General features: G+C 68.6%; 15 protein-coding genes, 1 tRNA gene and 1 pseudogene. 9 read left to right on the top strand and 8 right to left on the bottom strand.

What is annotated here, in order from left to right; translation table 11 throughout:
- Positions 1 to 22 precede the first annotated feature (22 nt).
- The 6 genes from DK427_RS08545 to DK427_RS08520 all read left to right on the top strand — a co-directional run bounded on the left by DK427_RS08545 (position 23) and on the right by DK427_RS08520 (position 6,398).
- Positions 23 to 901, top strand: coding sequence for an aldose 1-epimerase family protein (locus DK427_RS08545; RefSeq protein ID WP_109950904.1), 879 nt, complete (start codon positions 23 to 25; stop codon positions 899 to 901).
- Between the two features lie 4 nt (positions 902 to 905).
- The gene (locus DK427_RS08540) at positions 906 to 1,613 is read left to right on the top strand and encodes a uroporphyrinogen-III synthase (protein ID WP_109950903.1); all 708 of its coding nucleotides are present in this window, start codon (positions 906 to 908) and stop codon (positions 1,611 to 1,613) included.
- A 140-nt stretch (positions 1,614 to 1,753) separates the two neighbouring features.
- Positions 1,754 to 3,901, top strand: a complete 2,148-nt coding sequence (locus tag DK427_RS08535; protein ID WP_245930847.1) for a translation initiation factor 2 — start codon at positions 1,754 to 1,756, stop codon at positions 3,899 to 3,901.
- 96 nt (positions 3,902 to 3,997) lie between these two features.
- Positions 3,998 to 5,518, top strand: coding sequence for a heme biosynthesis protein HemY (locus DK427_RS08530; RefSeq protein ID WP_109950902.1), 1,521 nt, complete (start codon positions 3,998 to 4,000; stop codon positions 5,516 to 5,518).
- A gap of 166 nt (positions 5,519 to 5,684) precedes the next feature.
- Positions 5,685 to 6,179, top strand: a complete 495-nt coding sequence (locus DK427_RS08525; RefSeq protein WP_109950901.1) for an NUDIX hydrolase — start codon at positions 5,685 to 5,687, stop codon at positions 6,177 to 6,179.
- A 144-nt stretch (positions 6,180 to 6,323) separates the two neighbouring features.
- Positions 6,324 to 6,398, top strand: a tRNA-Thr gene (locus DK427_RS08520).
- A 373-nt stretch (positions 6,399 to 6,771) separates the two neighbouring features.
- On the opposite strand, the gene DK427_RS27025 is transcribed toward DK427_RS08520, so the two are convergent.
- The 5 genes from DK427_RS27025 to DK427_RS08495 all read right to left on the bottom strand — a co-directional run bounded on the left by DK427_RS27025 (position 6,772) and on the right by DK427_RS08495 (position 15,021).
- Positions 6,772 to 7,500: a helix-turn-helix transcriptional regulator gene (locus DK427_RS27025; protein WP_109950900.1), complete on the bottom strand. Its 729-nt coding sequence runs from the start codon at positions 7,498 to 7,500 to the stop codon at positions 6,772 to 6,774.
- A 76-nt stretch (positions 7,501 to 7,576) separates the two neighbouring features.
- Positions 7,577 to 7,960, bottom strand: coding sequence for a helix-turn-helix domain-containing protein (locus DK427_RS08510; protein ID WP_109950899.1), 384 nt, complete (start codon positions 7,958 to 7,960; stop codon positions 7,577 to 7,579).
- Between the two features lie 105 nt (positions 7,961 to 8,065).
- Positions 8,066 to 8,866: a SapC family protein gene (locus tag DK427_RS08505; protein ID WP_109950898.1), complete on the bottom strand. Its 801-nt coding sequence runs from the start codon at positions 8,864 to 8,866 to the stop codon at positions 8,066 to 8,068.
- Positions 8,867 to 8,902: 36 nt separating this feature from the next.
- Positions 8,903 to 10,306 (bottom strand): methyltransferase regulatory domain-containing protein, encoded by a 1,404-nt coding sequence (locus DK427_RS08500; RefSeq protein WP_162559747.1) that lies wholly within the window; start codon positions 10,304 to 10,306, stop codon positions 8,903 to 8,905.
- Between the two features lie 248 nt (positions 10,307 to 10,554).
- The gene (locus tag DK427_RS08495; protein ID WP_162559746.1) at positions 10,555 to 15,021 is read right to left on the bottom strand and encodes a beta strand repeat-containing protein; all 4,467 of its coding nucleotides are present in this window, start codon (positions 15,019 to 15,021) and stop codon (positions 10,555 to 10,557) included.
- A gap of 129 nt (positions 15,022 to 15,150) precedes the next feature.
- On the opposite strand from DK427_RS08495, the gene DK427_RS26190 reads away from it, so the two are divergent.
- Together DK427_RS26190 and DK427_RS08490 are read left to right on the top strand one after the other, a co-directional pair.
- Positions 15,151 to 15,405 (top strand): hypothetical protein, encoded by a 255-nt coding sequence (locus DK427_RS26190; protein WP_162559745.1) that lies wholly within the window; start codon positions 15,151 to 15,153, stop codon positions 15,403 to 15,405.
- Positions 15,406 to 15,574: 169 nt separating this feature from the next.
- On the top strand, positions 15,575 to 16,129 hold the full coding sequence (locus DK427_RS08490; protein WP_109950895.1) for a helix-turn-helix domain-containing protein: 555 nt from the start codon (positions 15,575 to 15,577) through the stop codon (positions 16,127 to 16,129).
- Between the two features lie 100 nt (positions 16,130 to 16,229).
- On the opposite strand, the gene DK427_RS08485 is transcribed toward DK427_RS08490, so the two are convergent.
- The 3 genes and pseudogenes from DK427_RS08485 to DK427_RS08470 all read right to left on the bottom strand — a co-directional run bounded on the left by DK427_RS08485 (position 16,230) and on the right by DK427_RS08470 (position 18,291).
- Entirely contained in the window at positions 16,230 to 16,652 is a 423-nt protein-coding gene (locus DK427_RS08485; protein ID WP_109950894.1) for a helix-turn-helix domain-containing protein, read from the bottom strand.
- A 240-nt stretch (positions 16,653 to 16,892) separates the two neighbouring features.
- A pseudogene (locus tag DK427_RS27020) lies at positions 16,893 to 17,660 on the bottom strand (SapC family protein).
- 19 nt (positions 17,661 to 17,679) lie between these two features.
- A complete protein-coding gene (locus tag DK427_RS08470; RefSeq protein WP_162559743.1) occupies positions 17,680 to 18,291 on the bottom strand; it encodes a hypothetical protein in 612 nt (203 codons plus the stop codon).
- Positions 18,292 to 18,302: 11 nt separating this feature from the next.
- Here DK427_RS08470 and DK427_RS26185 point away from each other — a divergent pair, with 11 nt between their 5' ends.
- Complete coding sequence (locus DK427_RS26185) at positions 18,303 to 18,557, top strand: hypothetical protein (RefSeq protein ID WP_162559742.1); 255 nt, start codon at positions 18,303 to 18,305, stop codon at positions 18,555 to 18,557.
- The last annotated feature ends 61 nt before the right edge of the window (positions 18,558 to 18,618 follow it).

The raw sequence follows: 18,618 nt of genomic DNA, 5'->3' as shown, positions 1-18,618 counted from the left end.
AAGCCCTGACCGAGGACCCGCGATGCGCGAGACGATCGATCTGAGAAGCCCCGACGGCACCGCGGCGCGCATTGCGCTCGACGGGGCAGAGCCGGTCTCCTGGCAGGTCGGCGGCAGCGAGTATCTCTGGAGCGGCGATCCGGAGCACTGGAACCGGCACGCGCCCTGGCTCTTCCCCGTCGTCGGCGCCTCGGCGGGCGGGGTGGTTCGGGTCGGCGGAGAGTCCTACCCGATGGCCCAGCACGGCTTCGCCCGGGACCTGCCCTTCGCGCCCGTCGCACGCGCGGAGGATGCGGTGACGCTGCGCCTGACCAACGGCCCGGAGACGCGCCGGCACTATCCCTTCGCCTTCCGTCTCGACATCGAGGCCCGGGTGCGGGCGAGCGGCCTCGACTTCACCGTCACGGTCGCCAACCCGGGCTCCGAGCCGCTGCCCTACGCGCTCGGCTTCCACCCGGCCTTCCCCTGGCCCTTCGCGGGCGGCGCGCGCGCGGCCGGGGGCGGCTACGCCGTCGTCTTCGAGAAGCCGGAGCGTCCCGCCGCCCCGGAGGTCGGCCCGGGCGGCCTGCTCCTGCGGGACGAGCGGCCCGTCCCGCTGCAGGGCGACACCCTGCCGCTCGACCCGGCCCTCTTCACCGAGGCGCTGGTGTTCCGCGACGCCGCGAGCCGCACGATGCGGTTCACTGGCCCGGAGGGCCGGGCGATCCGCATGGATGTCGACGACTTCCCCCACCTCGCGGTCTGGACCAAGCCCACGGCCCCCTTCCTCTCGCTCGAGTGCTGGACCGGCCACGCCGATTGGAGCGGCTTCTCCGGCGAACTCGCGGAGCGCGATTCGCAGCGCCTGCTCGCGCCGGGGGCGCAGGCGTGCCACGCGGTCCGGCTCAGCCTCGAAGCGTGAGCCGATGCGGATCTGGGTCTCCCGGCCGGAGCCCGGCGCGGCGCGCACGGCCGCGCGGCTGACGCGGCTCGGGCACGCGCCGCTCGTCGCGCCGGTGCTGGAGAGCCGTCCGACGGGCGCGCGCCTGCCGGACGGGACCTTCGCGGGTCTGCTCCTCACCAGCGCCGCCGCCTTGGATACGCTGGGAGCGGACGCGGCGGCACGTCTCGCGGGCATCCCGGTCTTCGCGGTCGGCGCCCGGACAGCCGAGGCAGCGGTGCGCGCCGGGCTCGGACCGGTTACGGCGGGCCCGGGCGACGCCGCCGCCCTCGCCCGGCTGATCGCCGGAGCGCTGCCGGCCGGCACGCGGCTGCTCCACCTCGCCGGGGCCGACCGCAAGCCCGAACCCGCCGCGACATTGGCGCATGCCGGCTACGACCTCTGCGTCCGCGTCGTCTACGCCGCCGAGCCGGTCGCGGCCCTGCCCGAACCCGTCGCGGCGGCGCTCGGTGGGCTCGCCCCGGCGCTGCACGCGGCGCTCCACTACTCCCGGCGAAGCGCCGCGACGGCCCTCGCCCTCGCGCGCGATGCGGGGCGGGCCGAACCTTTCGGGGCAATCCGACATTACTGCCTGTCGGAAGACGTGGCCGTCCCCCTGGCAACCGCGGGCATTCCGATCCATTTCGTGCCGGAACGGCCCGGTGAGGACGACCTCCTGGCGGGCCTGGACTGAGGCCGTCACGCAGCTGTCGCGGAAGGGCTCGCGTGCTCCGAGCCCACGGTGATAGGAGGGCGGCCAAGCGTGGCCGGAACCGCCGGGAACGGCGGCGTCCGCGCGGCGACGAGGTCGCTAAGACTGGAGAGAGACGGCCCGTGAAGGCACCATCCAACGACGCGAACCGCCCGAATCCGAACGCGCCCGGCAAGGGCGGCGACGGCAAGGGCGGCGACAAGGCGAGCGGCACGGGTGGCGATGCGGGCAAGCCCGGCACCGTCGGCCAGACCTCTGTCCAGGGCGCCAAGTCCGACCCGGTAAAGCCGGAGCCGATGAAGTCCGACCCGCTCAAGCCCGAGCCGGCGAAGGATGCGGTCAAGGAGGCGGCCAAGCCCGTCGCGCCGGCCGCGCCGCTGGCCGGAAAGCCCGCTCCCGCCCCGGTGAGCGGGAGCGCTGCCGACCTGGCGAAGGCCGGCGGTGCGACGCCGGGCAAGCCGGGCGTCCCCGGGAGCGGAGCGGAGCCGCCGAAGCCGGCGAGCGCGCCGGTCGAGCCGGTCAAGAGCGGCGCACCCGCGGGGCCCACGCCAACCGGCGGGCCCGCGAAGGGCGAGCCTCCCAAGGTGGGCGCTGCCGTCGGATCCGGGACGATCAAGCCCGAACCCGGCAAATCTGAACCGGGCAAGCCCGGAGAGACCAAGATCGGCGACGCGAGGCCGGGCGACGCGAAGCCCGGCTCCGGCAAAGCGGAGCCGTTCAAGGCTGGAGCCAGCGTCACCGACGGCCCGATCATCGACATGAAGGCCAACCGCTCTCCTAACCCGGCGGAGCCGCCGAAGGGTGCGCCCGGCGCGAAGCCCGAGCAGGCCAGGGCCGAGGCATCGAAGACCGGACCGACGCAGGACGGTCCGAAGCCCGCATCAGCGGCGAGCCCCGCCCCGAAGACGACCCAAGCCGCCGAGCCCGCGCGCGGCGGCTTGGGCTTCGGCTCGGTCGCGGCCGCGGGCCTGCTCGGCGGCGTGATCGGGGCCGGCCTGCTCTTCGGCGCCGACCGTGCCGGCGTGCTCGGCCCCCGCGACGACGGACGGGTTGCAGCCCTGGAGCAGCGCATCGCCGGCCTCGCGCCGCGCGACGCTCTTGCCGCCCTCGACAAGCGCGTCGCCGGCAACGAGGCCGCCCTGAAGCCGCTGCCCGAGGCGGTGAAGAGCGCGGAGGCGACGGCCAAGCAGGCGCTCGCGCAGGCCGGCCAGCAGGGGGGTGCCCCGGCCGAGGGAACAACAAGCGCCGCGCCGGCGCTACCGGCCGATCTCGTCGCGCGCCTCGACAGCCTCGACCAGCGCGTCTCGGCCCTCCAGGAGGAGCCGGGCAAGGACGGGCAGGCGGAGGTGCAGGCCGTGCCGAACCTCGCCGCCCTTTCGGACCGGGTGAAGGCCCTGGAGGAGAAGGCCCAGCCGCAGCAGCCGGACCTCGGCGAGCGGCTCACGGCGCTTCAGACCGAGATCGAGACGCGGACCAAGGCGAGTGCCGAGGCGGACCAGACGCTCGGCCAGCGCCTCGACGCGCTTCAGCAATCCCTGGACGAGCGCGTGAAGAGCGCGACCGAGGCTGTGGAGAAGGCCACGCAGGCGAGCCAGCAGGCGGCCGAGGCCGGCCGCAGCCAGGCGCAGGAGACGACGCGGGCACTGGAGCGGGCGCAGCAGGAGCAGGCCGGGAAGATCGCGGGCCTCGACAAGGCGCTCGGCGAGCGGGCCGAAGCCGCGACGGTGCGGGCCGCCCTGAGGGTCGTCGTGGCCGACCGGGTCGCGACCGCGCTGGCGACCGGCGCGCCCTACGCCGAGCCGCTGACCAACCTGCGCAAGCTCGACGCGGGCGATGCCGGCCGCCTCGACGCGCTCGCGCCCTTCGCCGAGACGGGAGCGCCGAGCGTCGCCCAGCTCGCGGCCGAGTTCCGCCCGGTGGGCGACAAGGCCGCCGCCGCACGCCGCGCCGCAGAGGCGCGCAGCGTCGCGGAGAGCGGAGACATCAAGGCGAAGCTCCTCAGCATGGCCGACTCGATCGTCCAGGTGCGCCGGGTCGACGCCCCGCCGCCCGCCGGCGCCCAGCCCGGGGAAGATCCGGTGGCGAAGGTGCAGGCCGCCCTGGATCGCGGCGCGCTGCAGGATGCCGTGCAGGCGTTCGACGCGCTGCCCCAGGAGGCGAAGGCCGAGGCCGGGGCCTTCGGCGAGAAGCTGAAAGCGCGCGCTGCGGCGACCCAGGCCGCGCGCGGCCTCCTCTCCGACGCGTTCAAGAACCTGCCGACCGGCCCCTAGGACCGGCCGGGCGTACCGGCACCGCCGGTCTTCCGCAGATCCCGTTGTCCATCCGCGCGGCGCCCGCCCGGCGGCGCCCACTGGAGTACCTGACCGATGTGGCGTGCCCTCGCCTTCCTGGCCCTTCTCGCCCTCGCCGCCTTCGGGGCGGTCTGGATCGCCGACCGGCCCGGCACCGTGACGATCGTCTGGAACGGCTATGAGATCGCGACCAGCCTGGCGATCGCCCTGGTGGGGGTGCTCGTCGCGGCCATCGTGATCGGCCTGGTCTGGGCGGTGGTGCGCGGCATCATCGATCTGCCCGAGGTGCTGGTGCGCGGATCGCGCGAGCGCCGCCGGGCTAAGGGCTTCACCGCCCTGTCGCGCGGCATGGTGGCGGTCGGTTCCGGCGACCCGCTCGCCGCGCGCCGCCACGCCAGCGACGCGGAGCGCCTTCTCGGCTCCGAGCCGCTGACACTCCTTCTCAAGGCGCAGGCCGCCCAGATCTCGGGCGACCGCGAGGCGGCCGAGAACGCCTTCCAGCGCATGGTAGACGACCCGGAGACGCGCGTGCTCGGGCTGCGCGGTCTGTTCGTCGAGGCGCGGCGCCGGGAGGACGAGACGGCCGCCCGCGCCTACGCGGTGGAGGCCGCCCGGCTCGCGCCGAGCGTCACCTGGGCGAACGAGGCCGTGCTGGAGGCGCAATGCGCCGACGGCGACTGGGCCGGCGCGCTGGAGACGGTGGAGCGGCGCGGTGCGCTCGGCCTTCTCGACAAGGGCGCGGCGCGCCGCCAGCGCGCGGTGCTGCTCACGGCGGCCGCCCAGCGCCGGGAGGCCGGGGAGCCGGACGCGGCCCTCGAGCGCGCGGTCCAGGCGGTCAAGCTCGCCCCCGATCTCGTGCCTGCGGCCTGCATCGCCGGGCGCCTGCTCGCGCGCCGAGGTGACCTGCGCAAGGCCGCCAAGATCGTGGAGGGCGCCTGGAAGGCGAATCCCCATCCCGATCTCGCCAAGGTCTATCTCGGCCTGCGCACCGGGGATTCGGTGCGTGACCGTCTGGCGCGGGCGGAGACGCTGGCCAAATTGTCGTCCTGGCACCCGGAGGCGCGCCTCGCCCTCGCGCAGGCCGCCCTCGACGCCCGTGATCTCCCCCAGGCGCGCGACGCGCTGAAGCCGCTCCTCAGCGAGCGGCCGACCGTGCGGACCTGCCTGCTGATGGCCCGGATCGAGGAGGCGGAGCACGGTGCGGGATCCGGCCGGGCGCGCGAGTGGCTCGCCCGCGCGGCACACGCGCCGCGCGATCCCCTCTGGATCGCCGACGGCATCGTCTCGGAAACCTGGGCGCCGATCTCGCCGGTGACCGGCCGGCTCGACGCCTTCGCGTGGCGCGAGCCGCCGAACGCGATCACCGGCCCGGACGAGGCCGCACTCCAGCCGGAGCCTCACGACGGACCGGCTCAGGTCCCGACGGTGCCTGCTCAGGTTCCGTCCACGCCGGCCCAGGTTCAATCCGCACCGGTCTTCGAGGAGGCTGCACCAGCGGTGGGAGCCGGTAGCCCGGTCGTCCTGCCGGTGCCGGGCGCACGGCCCCATCCCGCGCCCGAAGCCGCCGTGCCGGCAGAGGCCCGTCGCATCGCCTGACAGCCGGACCGATCCCGCACCGTTTCTTATCCAGAGTTGTAACGTATGGCCGATTGGTACAATTAGAACGCAGACCAAACGCTCGTCCCAGGCTCAGGGCAGGATCATCAAGCGTGGGACCGGCATCCCGTCTTCTGTGCTCGATCGGCCCGGTCCGGTGACCCGTATGGTGACAGTGACCGACGAGGAGGAGCGCGCCGCGCGCCGTCAGATCGGTGCGCTTCCGTTCCAGCGCGGTCCGGACGGCGCCATCTCCGTGCTGCTCGTCACCTCGCGCGAGAGCCGGCGCTGGGTGATCCCGAAGGGCTGGCCGATGAAGGGCCGCAAACCCTACGAGGCGGCGGCGCGCGAGGCCTACGAGGAGGCGGGGCTGGTCGGGCAGATCGGCAAACGCCCGCTCGGCCTGTATCTCTACGAAAAGCGGCTCAAGAACCGCGACTCCGTCCTGTGTCAGGTCAAGGTCTTCCCGCTGGAAGTGCGCAAGCAGCTCACACGCTGGCCCGAGCAGGACCAGCGCGAGTTGCGCTGGTTCAGCCCCGCTGAGGCCGCCGAGGCGGTGAACGAGCCTGGCCTCGCCGCCATCATCCGGGCGGCACTCAAAAGCGGCAAGGCGGTCAAGGAGGCCAGGAACGCCCGCAAGGCCTCACCGCGCGGGGAATGATCTACGCGACGGGAGATGGAGCCCGGCTAGCGCGCGTGCCGGATCGAAATGTTTGAGCGGAGCGGATTGCCAAGCCGATCCTGATCCGTTAAAGCCCCCTTCGTCGTCGGCAGCGGCCCAACGCGGCGCCCGAACGACCCGCTTGCTGCGGTAGCTCAGTGGTAGAGCACTTCATTGGTAATGAAGAGGTCGAGAGTTCAATCCTCTCTCGCAGCACCATTTATCTCAACGACTTAGCCCGAAGTTTGTGAAGTGCTCGGGGGTTCACCGGAACCTGCGAACCTCACGCTCTGTCGTTTTCAGGTTCGCCACGAACCCCTCCGAACCTGTGGCTCTCGCGCGATAGCCGGCCGCCGCGCCCTCCCCTATCCCGCCCCGATGTCCGCGCACCTCGCCCCCGTCCCGACCTCCGACCTCTACACCTAGCCCCCGAGCGTCGAGAGCTAGAGCCAGGCCTGGGCACCCGGTTCAGCTCGAAACTGGGATCTTCTGAGATCACGAACTAGAGCGGCCTCTGTCGCGGCTCTCCAAACGGGGCGGGACCGGTCCGAGCAGGGGGCGAAGCCCAGCTGGACCCAGCGGAGCGCGTCAGTCAGCGATCGATGTCCAGGGTGTTCCCGAACAGGATCGCGAAGGTCTCCGGATCGTAGAAGCGCAGAATGACGAGGAGGAAGGTGCGCGCGTCCATCCCGTAGGCCGCGGCCCATGTGCAGGTCTGTTCGGGCGGCAGACGGTTCCGGCCGGTCTCGACCAGCGAGACGAAGGTGTAGGAGCTCGCCCCAACCAGGGACGCGAAGGCGCGCTGCGGGTGGCCCGCCCGCTCGCGCAGGTGCTTCAGGATGCGGCCGAGATCCTCGCGGCGGCAACGCGTGTCGGCGGCCTGCGGTGTCTCGCCAGGCTTCGTGGCCAGGCCTGTATCCTGGCTTCGCTCGTTGGGCCTGCACGCGAACGAGGCCACGATCGCGTTGGCCTCAGCAAGAGCCCTGTCGAGATCGGGGAGCGCAGCACGGCCCTCCACGGGCGGCGCGTCCCCGAACAGCAACGCGGCGGTGTCAGGCTCGTAGAAAGGCAGGATCGCGACGAGGAACGGCCGCGCGTCGAGACCACAAGCGCGCGCCCAGATTCGGAACTGGTCGGGCGGGATGCGCGCCAGCCCCCGCTCGATCTGGGAGACGAAGGTGTGGATGGGGGCGCCGATCGCCGCCGCGAACGAGCGCTGCGAGTGCCCGGCCTCCTCGCGCATGTTCTTGAGGAGCTGGCCAGCTTGCTTGCGCAACGCTTGCGTCTGCGGCGAGGAGCGCTTCTGCGTGTTCGTATACATGGAGCATCGGGCCGGAACGGCTCACCAGCGACCCTAACCGCGGTGCCGGAGCCACGTCAGCCAGCGTTGGGGGGCGCTACTTCGTCTCGGGCTCGGGCGGGGTGCCGGCCTCTCCCTTCGTCACCGCGAGTTCGGGAAAGGCGGACCCGTCGGCGACGCCGGGCTCGTCCTCGAACAGGATGGCGAAGGTCTCGGGGTCGTAGAAGCGCATGATCATCATCAGGAACTCGCGCGCCTCCAGGCCGTAGGCGTTGGCCCAGACCCGGATCTGGTCGGGCGGCACCCGGCCGCGGCCCGTCTCGATCTGCGACACGAAGGTGTAGACCGGCGAGCCGATCTCGGCCGAGAACGAGCGCTGCGAGTGGCCCGCCTTCTCCCGCAGGTGCTTCAGGAGCTTGCCCGCGTCCTTGCGCAGCTCCTGCGTCTCCGGCGACGACAGCTTCTGCGCGTTCGTGTACATCGTGCCACACCCCTCAGCCGAACGAGAAGAACTCTATCCCAAACGAGGGATGAGCGCGAACCGCTTTCTCGAGCCGTCCGCAGTGCGCCCCGCCCCCGATCGCCCTCAGCGCCCGATCTTGCTCCAGTCCCAGTCAATCGTGCTGTCGTTGGGCAAGGTGATCAGCGGCGGTATCACGCTCGTCTGCTGCGTGGCCCGAGCCTCGGACTGAGCACGGATCTGGGCGAGGCGACTGAGGCGGGCCAGGTTGCCCATCGACAGAAGCTGCGCGTAGGCGACCGGCAGAACGCCGCGGCGGCGCAGGGCGAGGAAAGCGCCGTCCTCCAATGCGCCAAGCCGTGACTCGGCCACCCGATAGAGCCCCTCGATCGCGCGTGGCCCTTCCTCGCCCTGCACGGTGATCGGCCAGGGCTCGATCACGCCGGCCTCGGCTGCCGCATCACAGGCCTCGACGACCAGCGCCTCGCTGCGCGCCGTCTCTGCCAGGAAGGACCAGACGCGCTGGACGCCAGGGGCGAGGCCGCCGTCTTCGGCGAAGAATGGTTCGCCCTCGCGCCCGTCTGCAACCAAGCCATTCGCCTCATCGATGCAGAGCGTCGGCTCGCCGTCGCGGCGCGCTCCGATCAGGAAAGGATGCCCGCGGAAGGTTGCCGGAACATAGCTCGCCAGCCAGCCGCCCGCGGCATCGACGAAGAGGTTCTGACCCGGCACGAGGCCGAGGACGGCCGCGAGCGTCCAGTGTCCGTCGCGCCGGACGAAGGCGAGCGGCAGGGCGAGCGCGGCCGAGGTGAGTTCCGCCGCCGCCAGCGGCGCGAGAACCGTGGCGGCCGCGAAGCGGTAGCTCTCGATGCCCTGCCACCGCAGGCTCGCGTGGCGCAGTGGGGTGACCGGGTGGATGCGGCTCATCGTGTCGGGTCCAAAGGCTCGGCAGAGGGTATCGATCTAGATCACGCCGAGTTGGCGCCAGAGCGGGAGCTTCTCGGTGAGGAAGCCGTGCGCCTCGCCCTCGGTACGCGCGCGGATCACGCGCGGCTCCGTCTCCGGCTTGCCGTCCGTGAGGAAGGCGAGGCCGAGTGGCTGCATGCGCTCGGTGAGGGCCGCGCTCATGGTATCGGCCGTCTCGCGCGTCCCAGCCCGAAGCGCGGAGAGCATCAGGAGTTCGAGGTTCGTGGCCTGGACGCCGGAGCCGGCGAGCGGGGCGGCAAGGAAGTTGTAGGTGCGGCCCTGGCTCATCTTCTCGGCAAGGACGCTGTTCAGGCGCTGTGCGGGCGCGAAATCCATCGTGGGGGTTGCCGGCAGCGGCAGCACCTGGCCGCCGTGAACGAGCAGCGTCAGAGCCTGCAGGACGGTGCCCGCGCCGCCGGCCTGGAACACCGGCAGCGCGGCGATCTCGGAGAAACTCGCCGGCCCCTGCGCGAGGCGGTCGGCGATCGGGCCGTACAGCTCCGCCTTGCCGGAGAGGTCGCCCATCAGAGTCGGGAAGGTGAAAGTGACCTTCGCGCGCGGCACGGCGAGCGTGAAGCGGGTTCCTGCGATCAGGGCGCTCTGCTCCTGCCCCGTCAGCGCGCCGGTGCCCCGGCCGAACAGGTCGCGCCGAAACTGCTTGTTCGAGGCGAGGTCGCGCAACGTCTCCTTGAAGATGGGATCGGCCTCGGCCTCGATCCGCGTGCGCGCCCCGGCGGGCAAGGCCAGCCCGTCCGCGTTCTCGACCAGCGTCGCGGAACTGACGAAATCGAGCTTGGCGCGCCCGAACATCTCGGCCACGTCGGCGAAATGGAAGATGTGCCAGTTCGCGTTCAGATACTCGTGCGGCAGGTAGCCCCGGTCCATGCTCGCCATGCGCTCGAGGCGCTGGGCCAAGCCGGTGTTTGCGGCGAAGTACAGGGCGCCCTCCTTGGCGAGAGCTTGCGCCAGGTCAATCGCCGCGCCGACCGACTTGTCCGACCGGCCGCTGTTGCGCTTGCCGACCTCGCGCATCAGGCGCTGCATCGGCAGGAACGGGGCCCAGCCGGGCATGCAGTTGTAGGAGACGTAGAGCAGACCGCCGGGTTTCAGGCGCCTGCGCACGATCGTCAGGATGGCCTCGTGCGCCTCAGCCGAGACCCAGCTGAGGATGCCGTGCAGCACGATGAGATCGAGATCGTGCTGACCCTCCTGAGCCACGGCGGCGAGATCTTGGAAGCTCGCTTCGAGCAAGGAGATGTTGGATAGATCCGCCGCCTCCGCCAAGCCGCGAGCATGCGCGATGTGAAGAGGGTTGAAATCGATGCCCTCGAACTGCGTGGCAGGGTTCGAGGCGGCCGCAAGCACGCTGTTCAGTCCCATGCCGATGCCGAGCTCAAGCACTCGCCGCGGGCTCGCGACGGAACCGGGATGCCGGCCGACGGAGAGAGCGGCCAAGGCCAGATGGGCTGGAACAGTCTCTCGGTAGAAGCCCAAGGCGTACGGAATGTCGGCAACGTAGCCTTCGGACCAAGCAGCCATGGTGTGCGTTCCAGTGTCCCTCACAAGAAAACGGCAGGCCACCGTAGGTGGCCTGCCGCAGGAGTTGAGTGGCAGGGGCGGTAAACCGCCCCTGCCGATCCAAGTGCCGATCAGGTCGTGACGAGGAAGTTGGCGGTTTGGAGCGAGCCAACAGCCACGTTGTTGATCGTACCGACCAGTGCGATGTCGCCGGCCCCAACGTCGGTGTTCGCACCCGCGGTCGCCGAGTTGTAGGAGTACAGGTAGGCGTTGCCGGCGTCGTAGGCCACGATGTAGCCGATTTGGGCGCCACCCGTGCTGATCGCGCCGGTGTTGGCCAGGAGAGCCGCGCCGGTCAGATCGTTGGTGAGGACGTTGGCAGCACCACCAGCGTCGAAGTTGAACACCAGCACGTCAGCTGTAGCTGCCGCGGTCACGGCACCCGCAGCATTCGCCGCCTGGATGACAGCATTCTGGCCAGACGCCGTGCCAGCTGTAGTCTGCTCCGCGTCAAGCCGGACGATGTCGTTGGCGGCGGTGAAGCCGCTTGCGACAAACCGGTTAGCCGATGCGACCACACCCGCAGTGCCGGCGCCATCGTTGATGCCGATGGTGTCGGCCGCAGCGTTGGTGGCGTTCAGGGTGATGGTGTTGATGCCACCACCCGTCGCGTTCACGGTGTTACCAGCCGTTCCAGTGAAGGTGATGGTATCGGCACCGGTTCCATCCGTGACCGTGAAGGCACCCGCACCGGTGAAGGTCTGGGAGCTGTTGCCATTGGCCTGAATGATGCCGGCGGCCGCGGCCGAAGACACAGTCTGGATCCCAGCGGTAAGAGTCAGAGCAGTCGCACCAGCGTTGAGAACAACGTTCTCGACGTTGGTCACCGCCGCGCCGCCGCCGCCAGCCGTAGCGAGCGTGAAGGTGCCCGCCGAGTCGGTGAAGGTGAGCGTGTCGATACCGCCGTTACCGTTGATCGTGTCGTTGGCCAGGTTAGCCGCCGATCCGATGATGTTGTCAGCACCGGTGCCGCCGTTGATGGCCTGAGTCCCAGTCCCCCCGAGCGTGGCGGTGTTGGTGCCGTTGCCGAGGTTGTAGGTCTCGATGCCCGCGTTCAGCGTCAGGGTGCCGGCGTCAGACAGGGTGAGCGTCTGCGTACCGGTGGCCGTGATCGTGGTGAACGCGTTGTGCTGGGCGACGCTGAGCGTAATGGTGTTGTTGTTGTTGGTGGCATCCAGCGTCTCGACGCTCGAGAGCGAGAGACCTGTAATGTCAGCCGCCGCACCAGCAGTAATCGCCAGAACGTCGGTGCCTGCCCCACCATTGATGGTGCCGGTCTTGGTCCCCGTCACGTTGAAGACATCAGCACCGTCGCCGCCATTGGCCGTGGCACCGCTGGTGTTGAAGTTCACCGTATCGACGACGCTGCCGCCGTTGAACGTCAGGTTGGCCGAGCCGAGCGTCACGGTCGACGCATTGGCCGACGTGTTGTTGATCGTCGCGGCGGTTGCCGCGTCGGTCGTGAACGTAAGCCCAGTGCCGACAGGCGTGTTGCCGGTGAAGTTGACGACCTCGATCGTGTTGAGCGCAACCGTCTGGTCCACGGCCGTGGTCGTGGTGATGTTGAGCGTGTCGGTGCCGGCCGCGCCCTGAAGGGTAGCGCCGACGAGCTGAGCCGCGGTGGCGTTGATGGTGTCGTTGCCGCCGCCGACAGCGACGCCTTCGACCGAGTCCGCGGCCAACGTCGTGTTGAAGCCGACTTTGTTGGCTGTGAAGGTCACACCCGGAACGCCGAGCGCCGTACCACCGACCAGCAGGTTACCGGTGTATCCAGCGCCCGCCGTACCACCAGCGAAGCCCGAGGCAAACGCGGAGGTCGTGATGTTCGACAGCACCGCCACGTCGGTGACGTTGGTGATGTCGCCACCCACGATCTGGGCCGTCGCCAGGCGAACGTTGCCGGTCGCCGAGTTCGAGTAGGCCACGATCACGTTGCCGTAGGTACCGGAGCCGCCCAGGTTGAACAGCGCCGCGTTGAGCTGCTGCGCGTTGCCAGCCTGGAGAGCCGCCACGCTCGCGTCTAGGACGATGATCTCGGCCTGACCCGCCGGATTGTTCGCCGTAGCTGCAGCCGGAAGAGCACCGGTCAGCGAGGACACGAGCGCGACCGACACGTCGCCGTTCAGGACCGGCAGGTTCGGCACGTTCGTGAAGTCCAGAAGGTCGCCGTTGGCGCCGAGCTGGAAGTCGGTGATCGTGTCGACGACCGGGCTGGCGAGGTTCGCCGCGTTGCCGTTGGCGTTCAGCACGAACGTGTCACGGCCCGTACCGCCGGTGAGGCTGTCCGAACCCGTGCCCGCACCACCGTCGATGCGGTCGTTGCCCGAGCCGCCGACGATCGTGTCGTTGCCCGTGCCACCGACGAGGTTGTTGGCCACAGTGACGTTGTTGATGGTGAAGCCGACCGTGCCGCTCGTCGGAGCGCCGCTACCACGGATCGTGGCACCGGCGTTGGCGAAGGTCACGTTGGCGGTGTTCACGCCGCCCGTGCTGGCCGAAGCGTCGAAGGTCTGGATGGCGGCGCCACCGTTGTTCGCCGTCACCGTGAGGTACTCGTTGCCGGCGACCGTGATAGCCTTGGTGCTGGCATCGGTCGTGATCGCGACCGCGTCAGAACCCTGGGTCGTCAGAACCGAGTTGCTCTGGGTACGGATGGCGATGGTCTCAACACCCGGAGCCGAGATGGTTCCGAAGTCCTGAGCAGTACCACCACCAGTGCTCGTACCGAGGTTGACGTTCAGAACGTCGGTGGTGTTCGTACCGAGCGTCGCGTTGGTCTCGTTGACGGTGATCGTACCGCCTGCCGAGCCACCGTTACCGAAGCCGACAGTGAAGTTGGCGCCTGCGTTGTTAATGGTGGTGGTGTTGGCACCCGTCCCACCGAACACGATGGTGTCGAGGCCGGTGATCTTCGAAGCATCGAGAGCCTGACCACCGGCGGCAACGACACCAGCGACGTTCACGATCTCAACGTTCTTGATCACGTTCGCGGCGTTGACGACCGACTGGAAGGTCGTGGCCTGGACCGTGTCGCGGCCCGCGCCACCATCGACGGAGTCGAGAGCATCAAGGGTGCCGTTGAACGAGATCGTATCGTTGCCCGAGCCGCCAAGGAAGCTCACGGCATCGTTGTTGCCGCCAGCCTGCAGCGCGATGCTCACATTGCCGGTAGCCTTGGAAGCATCGATCGAGCCAGGACCAGCGGCGCCCACGAAGTCGATGCCGGTGCCAGCCGCAGCGTTGCCGATGGCCAGGTTGCCCGAGCCGTCGATGACGAGCTTGGTGAGACCAGTCGCGCCACCGCCGGTCGTCAAGACGTTGAGGTTCGCCAGGGTGGTGTTGCCGTTGACGTGCAGGCTGACGGTTTCGGCGCCGCTGTTCGAACCGGCAGCGCCCTGGATCGTGATAGCCGGCGCCGTTGCGGCCGTCGTGCCGGTGGCCGTGCCGACGTTGCTGACGGTAAGGTCAACCGTGTCGGAACCGCCGGCCAGCGCCGCGTTCTGGAACGTGAAGAGGACTGGGGTGCCCGTAACGCCCGTGTCGCCAACGTTGCTCACGCCGAGCTTCACGGTGTTGGCCGCGATATTCTGGACGCCAACGCCACTACCGACGGTCGCGACGTTCTGAACGTTGACGTTGGTCACGCCCGCAGACGAGGACAGATCCAGGATCTGAAAAGCAGCGGACGAGTTCGTGACGTTCACGACCTCGACCGAGCTCAGAGTCGGCAGGATCGTACCACCAGCGGAACCCGTACCGTTGGCAAGGCCAGCGTTGAGGCTGACGTTGATCGTGTCCGTACCCGCGCCACCGCTGATGTTGTCGCCGTTGTTCAGTACGCCGGGAGCAGCAGCGTTGAAGGTGTCGTTGTTGGCAGTGCCGGTGAGGGTGTCCGGGATGCCCGTAACCGCAGCGTTGGTGAGCGTGAAGGTCTGGCCGGCGTTGTTGCCACCGCCGGTACCGCCAGTCTGCGCGCTGAGCGTGCCCGTCGGGTAGGAGCCCTGGGCAACTGAGTCGAGGAAGGTGAGCGTGTTAGCTGCGTTGACCTGCGTGGCTTCCGGCGAGCCGGCGACAAGCGACAGGATCGAGGCGGCCGAACGGCCCTGGAAGAAGGCGAACTCGCCGGGAACCGGCTGACGACCGAGGATCGCCTGGAAGGTGTCCGAGATGAGCTGGTTGGTGGCGCCCGCGGCCGTGTCGGTCAGGTCGACCGAGCCAGCGGTGGCCGTCGTCTTGGCCTTGAACTCGTCCGAGGCCAGGAGCGTGCCGGTGACCGCCTCGAGGGTACTGCCTTGACGCAGCAGGAACGAGAAGAAGCGCAGGCCGTCCTGATCCGGCACGCGACCGAGTACGGTCTGGTACAGGCGCACGATCGGCGAGATGAACTGAGTGGCCTCGGCCGACAGTTCGATCTGCTGACGCACCTGGGCGTCCGAGATGTCCGTGCGGTTGGCGAAGAACTGGATGCCCGCAGTGTCGGCGTTCCGGAACAGGACGTTCTGATATATTGTATTGAGCTGGGCTGCTGAGAGAGCCATGATTATCCCCATGCGACGCGCAGTCCCATCCAACACTGTTGTGCTGTCAGGATCATGTGCTGCTTCGGACCGGTGGATCGGTCGATGGGTATCTAATTCACGAAACCAATCTCTGTCCAGCGCTTCTTCATGCGCCGTCGCATCTTTTCAGCAGAGTATGAGAAACGACGACAAAAGTATAGAGAAATGCGACTCGCTTTCGCCTTGCTGGTCAGTCGTAACACCCTCACAGTGCATCATATTTTTCAGGGTATGAAAATATCATACTTCGGGATAGCTATTCCGGCGGTGCTCGACAAACGCTCCATGGGCCAGCTCATACGAATCCTGGGACGAGCCTGCGGCAAAATTATCACAACCGGCTGGGCATTACTCAACGATTGATGCGTAGAGTATGCGCACTGATAAACTACCGTCGGTATCTTGACCTCCCTGCTTCCCGGCCCCATGAGTCTCGTAAAAATGCAGTGGTGCTTGTCGGATGCCGTGCGCCTCGACGCTTGCATGCATAAGCTCCATCTCTATAGCACTGGCCTGATCTAGGGATTGATTGATGTCCGCTCGGCCTCAGAAGCTGGCAGATTCTGAAACAACAAGCCTACGGCAGCAGGGTGGCAAGATCGTCAAACAACTGCGCGAGATAATAGGTTACTCGCAGACAGATTTCGCGCTTCACGCCGGCAGCACCAAGGTCTTCGTCTCCATGGTCGAGACTGGCCGTTCCCGCATTCCACCGTCCGAGGTGGCCGCGTGGGCTGTCGCGCTACGGTCGGAACCGCGCGACTTCGCGAAGATGATGATGCGGTACTACGATCCGCAGACGTTCGCGCTCCTCTTCGGGGATGAGGCCGAGGAGCTACAGCAGAAGTTGCAGGCTACCCTAGACGCGCGGGTCGATGAGTTCCCGAAGCGCGGACGTCGGGCCGCGCGCGAGACCGCTAGCCCCGAGCCCATGACGGCGCTGCAGGGGCAGGTCGCGGGACTGGCGGAGCAGGTTCAGATGCTGGCTCGTCAAGTCGAGGCACTCACGAGACTTGGCACGCCGCCTGTGCCGGCGAAACCTTCGATTCCGCCGGCCGCTGATGGCGCCGGCCTGCCTGAGGGCTGAGCATAGAAGGGAGCCCGCCGCGGCGAGACCAGGCATGCTGGCTGGCGGGATTTCTCAGGCCTTCAGGACTTCCCTGCGCCGCTCAAGGGTCCAGCTGGAGCTACGGCAAACCCTCCGGTGGACGAACTGGGTCTTCCTTCGCCGCGACGAGGATGCGCGAGAGGTCTGCGATCGTTTCCTCCAGCACGCGGATTTGCGCGGCTGGGTCGCTAGCCTGCAAGGCCGGCGGGACCGGCCCGAACAGGGTCGCGAAGGTGATCGGGTCGTAGTAGCGCAGGGTGATGAAAGCCAGCGCCCGCTCAGAGACGCCGAAGGCTCGCGCCCAGCCGGCGACGTGGTCTGGCGGCAGGCGTGAGCGCCCGAGCTCGACCTGGTTGACGAAGGTCTTGATCTCGTAGCCCATCAACTTGGCGAGCGAGGCCTGGGTGTGGCCGCTGCGCTCGCGCATCTCCTTCAGGAGGCACCCGCAAGCTTGGCGCAGCGCGAAGGTCTCAGGGTCGGTGCCCTTCTCGGGAGTGGCCATGCGATCGCCTGCCGTTACCGCCAACCGCTCAGGCCTTGGGTTGGGGCAGCGCTCAGCCGGACCTCCGCGCGAAACACCCACGTGTCCGGGAACAACCTCTTTGGTACGCTTGTGTACACCATAACAAACCACTCTGACACGGAAGACGGACCTTCCACAAACGGGAGTTATCTGCAAATTTTTTGCTGCATACCAGGCAGACGCTTTTAACGCCCAAGTTTGCTCCAGTCTCAATCACAATCAATTGCGTCGTCGTTGGGCAGAGTTAACGGAGGTGCCGCGCTCGCCCGCTGGGCCGCCCGAGCCAGCGCCGCGTGCTGCGCGCGCCTGGGCGAGCTTTCCGAGATCCACCGAATTCCCCATGGACAGGAGCTGTGCGTAGGCGACGGCGAGGGCGCCGCCCTGGCGTACGGCGCCAAATGCGCGGTCGTCGAGGCGATTGAGCGCTGCCTCACTGATGCGGTGAAGGCCGTTCACCTGCCGCGGGCCTTCCTCGTCCTGACCCGTGATGGGCTAGGCTTCCAGAACGGCGAAGCTCGCGAGGGTTTCACAGGCATCGACCAGGGTGGCCTCGCTCTGTGCCGTCTGCTCCAGAAAGCGCATGACCTGCGTGACCGTAGGGCTCAGGCTCCCGGCCTCATCGAAGAAGGGCTCACCCTCCCCCGGCGTGACGAGGCCGCTCGATGCATCGATACAGGGCGGCGGCTCACTATCGGCCCGTGCCCCAATCAGGAAGGGGTAACCACGAAGGGCTGCCGGGATGTAGCGGCCGAGCCAGACACCGCCTGCGTCCACGTAGAGGTTTTGGCCGGGCATGAGACCGAGCACGGCCGCCATGCTCCAGTGCCCATCGCGCTCGATGAAGGCGAGCGGCAGCGCCAGGGCAGCCTGGCTGATCTCCGCGGCCGCGAGTGGCGCAAGCGTGGTCGAGGCCGCAAACGCGAAGCTCGAAAAGCCCTTCCAGCGCAAGTGGGCATGGCGCTCGCGGGAGACGGGTTGGATGCTCATGGCGCCTCCCGTATTCGATCTACGCTGCGATGCAAGAAAACGTTGCTAGACGACCCCGAGCCGGTGCCAGACCGGCAGCTTCTCGGTGAGGAAGCTCTCCACGTCGGCCGTGACGACGCGCGCACTCGGTCGGATCGGTGACCGGTTTGCCCTCGCTGAGCCAGTTCACCCCCAGCTGCGCCATGTTGGCGATGACATGCTCGGCGGCGACACGGGCGCTCTGTCCCTGTCCGGTTAGGACGGCCGCGAGGACCAGTATGTCGGTGTTGCTCGCCTGCATACCGGAGCCCGCCACAGGAGCGGCAAGGAAGCTGTAGCTAAGACCCTGCAGCATCTTCTCGGCGCTCAGTCGATTGAGCCGCTGAGCTGGCGCGACGTCGATGGTGCCGTTCTGCGACAACACCGGCAGCACCTGCCCGCTGTGGACGTACAGGGTCACGGCCTGGAGAGCGGCGGCCGCCCCGCCCCTCTGGAACACGGGCAGAGCAGTGATCTCGCCGAAGCTCGCCGCCCTCTCCGCCAGGAGGTCCGCCACGGCGCCATGGGTTTCGGCGTTACCGTTGAGATCGCCGAGCGGGCTCGCGATCGTTAAACTGACTTTCGAGCGCGGCACTGCCAGTGCGAAGCGCACTGAGCACGCGCATGGGTGGATCGGACGAGGGCCGACGCGCGCTCGCGGCCGGGTATCTGCACGGCTGCACTCTGGAGCAAATTCTGGCTGCGTGGCGGTCGGCCTACGATGCGCCGACCTACCGCGAGGGGCGCGCCCGGCTGGCGAGGTTGGGCAACGTGATCCGGCGGTTGGCAGCCGAGGCCGATGCGCGCGAGGAATCGGCGGCGGATCACCATGGACGGCGGGCAAAGAAACGCCCGCCCGGGTGGTCCAGGGCGGGCTGAGGTGTTGAGCTCTTGGGTGCCTGGTGAACGCACAGGACCGGCTAAGGTTCATCCCGCTAAG

Origin of the sequence: Methylobacterium radiodurans (genome assembly GCF_003173735.1) — a bacterium.
In the GTDB taxonomy this organism is placed as follows: domain Bacteria; phylum Pseudomonadota; class Alphaproteobacteria; order Rhizobiales; family Beijerinckiaceae; genus Methylobacterium; species Methylobacterium radiodurans.
The sequence above is the reverse complement of the archived record's forward strand: the minus strand, read 5'-3'. Positions and strand labels throughout refer to the sequence as shown.

What these genes read in the sequence shown, in the direction of transcription:
- DK427_RS08525 (WP_109950901.1), top strand. Translation starts at nt 5,685, where the DNA reads ATGGTGACAGTGACCGACGAGGAGGAGCGCGCCGCGCGCCGTCAGATC.
- DK427_RS08505 (WP_109950898.1), bottom strand. Translation starts at nt 8,866, where the DNA reads ATGAGCCGCATCCACCCGGTCACCCCACTGCGCCACGCGAGCCTGCGG.
- DK427_RS08540 (WP_109950903.1), top strand. Translation starts at nt 906, where the DNA reads ATGCGGATCTGGGTCTCCCGGCCGGAGCCCGGCGCGGCGCGCACGGCC.
- DK427_RS26190 (WP_162559745.1), top strand. Translation starts at nt 15,151, where the DNA reads ATGCGCCGTCGCATCTTTTCAGCAGAGTATGAGAAACGACGACAAAAG.
- DK427_RS08495 (WP_162559746.1), bottom strand. Translation starts at nt 15,021, where the DNA reads ATGGCTCTCTCAGCAGCCCAGCTCAATACAATATATCAGAACGTCCTG.
- DK427_RS08510 (WP_109950899.1), bottom strand. Translation starts at nt 7,960, where the DNA reads ATGTACACGAACGCGCAGAAGCTGTCGTCGCCGGAGACGCAGGAGCTG.
- DK427_RS27025 (WP_109950900.1), bottom strand. Translation starts at nt 7,500, where the DNA reads ATGTATACGAACACGCAGAAGCGCTCCTCGCCGCAGACGCAAGCGTTG.
- DK427_RS08545 (WP_109950904.1), top strand. Translation starts at nt 23, where the DNA reads ATGCGCGAGACGATCGATCTGAGAAGCCCCGACGGCACCGCGGCGCGC.
- DK427_RS08490 (WP_109950895.1), top strand. Translation starts at nt 15,575, where the DNA reads ATGTCCGCTCGGCCTCAGAAGCTGGCAGATTCTGAAACAACAAGCCTA.
- DK427_RS08530 (WP_109950902.1), top strand. Translation starts at nt 3,998, where the DNA reads ATGTGGCGTGCCCTCGCCTTCCTGGCCCTTCTCGCCCTCGCCGCCTTC.
- DK427_RS08485 (WP_109950894.1), bottom strand. Translation starts at nt 16,652, where the DNA reads ATGGCCACTCCCGAGAAGGGCACCGACCCTGAGACCTTCGCGCTGCGC.
- DK427_RS26185 (WP_162559742.1), top strand. Translation starts at nt 18,303, where the DNA reads ATGGGTGGATCGGACGAGGGCCGACGCGCGCTCGCGGCCGGGTATCTG.